This is a genomic window from Moorena sp. SIO3E8, assembly GCF_010692445.1.
GTDB lineage: Bacteria > Cyanobacteriota > Cyanobacteriia > Cyanobacteriales > Coleofasciculaceae > Moorena > Moorena bouillonii.
In genome coordinates this window covers 1-547 of record NZ_JAAHHM010000174.1, presented here as the reverse complement: position 1 = coordinate 547, position 547 = coordinate 1, and the positions used below count along the sequence as shown (strand labels likewise).

The 547-nt window shown below is 42.4% G+C and carries 2 pseudogenes; both read right to left on the bottom strand.

The features are described from left to right. A pseudogene (locus F6K46_RS34765) lies at positions 1–238 on the bottom strand (hypothetical protein); the annotation flags it as partial. 217 nt (positions 239–455) lie between these two features. Beyond that, positions 456–547 (bottom strand): annotated as a pseudogene (locus F6K46_RS34760) (IS5/IS1182 family transposase); the annotation flags it as partial.

The following is a 547-nucleotide window of genomic DNA, read 5'->3' as shown; positions in this document are numbered from 1 at the left end:
CCCAGTAGTCCAACATCCGAAATGGTAATGGTGGCTCGGATTGGGGCAGGGTTTGAAATTCTAGGTGCAGAATTTGGTTAGTACTTTGGAGTAAACTCAGAGCATCAGCTTGAATTGGTTCACTACTTAATTCGGTTTTAAGTACCTGAATATCCCGAGGTTCTTCACCCAATAGCCAGTGAAAAAACTCCGATGGGTATTCTTCTGCTAGGTATTTGCAGATATTATCGTAGGCCAAGGCAAATTCTTCAAAGTTAATACTATTTCAGATAGCGATGCAGCGCGGTCTTGGGGGTTTCCCCCATGAGCGACTGCATCAAGACACTGTAGTGAATCTGAGTTAAAAAATTGATCGCACCTGGATCTTGTTTATTGAGTCAAGTTATGATACCGGAGCAATTTTGATTTAGATAAGATCTAAGAGGCTGTTTGAAAAGGGGTAGGGGTGTAGCAAATTAGGCTAAGCGCCGAACCATGAGACGAATCATGGCGATGTAAATCATGGTCTCGGAGTTTTGAGGCAAATACTCATAATCTTGACAAAGAG